Origin of the sequence: Caldicoprobacter faecalis, from assembly GCF_900115765.1 — a bacterium.
GTDB lineage: Bacteria > Bacillota > Clostridia > Caldicoprobacterales > Caldicoprobacteraceae > Caldicoprobacter > Caldicoprobacter oshimai.
Genome location: NZ_FOXR01000087.1, coordinates 1 through 1058, shown reverse-complemented (window position 1 = coordinate 1058; position 1058 = coordinate 1). Strand labels below are relative to the sequence as shown.

General features: G+C 37.8%; 2 protein-coding genes. One reads left to right on the top strand and one right to left on the bottom strand.

All coding sequences use genetic code 11. The features are described from left to right. On the bottom strand, positions 1-326 hold a 326-nt coding region (locus tag BM241_RS12150; protein ID WP_177206175.1), incomplete at its 3' end, for a transposase. Positions 327-476: 150 nt separating this feature from the next. Between BM241_RS12150 and BM241_RS12145 the strand changes: the two genes are divergently transcribed. Beyond that, on the top strand, positions 477-908 hold the full coding sequence (locus BM241_RS12145) for a hypothetical protein (RefSeq protein ID WP_242948412.1): 432 nt from the start codon (positions 477-479) through the stop codon (positions 906-908). Positions 909-1058 lie beyond the last annotated feature (150 nt).

The window sequence follows — 1058 nt, the reverse complement described above, 5'->3', positions numbered from 1 at the left end:
ATAAGAAGGTCTGTATAGGATTCATCCACCCTTTTATACGGTTCAGGGAGGATGTGGGGTCTGAAATCGCCAGTGCGAGTTCTTGGGACAGAGATTTCCAGGTTACCCATAGGCGTACCAAGTTTTCTATCATAAAAGCCATTACCTTTGTCGTTTTCGTTTTTCAAGAGATAGATTTGGCGTTCAGACAACATAAACCAGTCGAGCAAATCTTCCAGCAGTTTTTTCAGGGCAGGGCGTGATGGATCCGAATCAGAGCAATACTGATTTAATACTTTTTCAACCGCCATATTTTTAACTGTTTGGTAATAGGTATTTTTATCCATAATTACCAGCCTCCTTTGTGATTTTATTATACACCAGACACAATTTTATTTTAACACCCCATAAAAAATATGGATATACGGGCTTATGATAGGCTGATGTCAATGACGCTCGAAGAAAGAGAATCTTCATTTCAAACAAAGATGATGACCGTGCACGAAGAGAAAGTGAAACAAAAAATGGAACGTGTGAATGAAGTGCGTGAGTTAAAGAAAATAGGTTGTAGCAATCATGAGATATCCAGACGTACTGGACTTAATAGATCAACAATTCGGAGATATCTTGATGAAAACTTTAATCCAGTCCATGCTTCCTATGGCAAAAAGAAAAACGGGAAATTAACACCATACATAAAAGAGATTGATGAATGTCTTGAGAAAGGGATTATGGGTTCTGAGATTGAAAAAAAGATACGTGGGATGGGATATGATGGTTCATCATCAACTGTGCGGCAGTACATAACAGATTGGAAAAGGTGTAGAAAATTATATTACGATAGAAGTAGAGAAGGTGGAAGAAAAACGGAAACAATTGAAAGAAAAAATATTTTTAAGCTATTATACCACCCAATAGAGAATGTGTAAGCGTCAAATAGAGCACACCTAAAAATTTGTAATCAGATGTGAGATAATTCCTCCGTAGAAATGATGAGGAGGGATTATCTATGACGCACAAAGAGCGTAAGCAACAGTGGGAAGCTAGGATTGAGGCATATAAGTCCAGCGGCTTAAGCA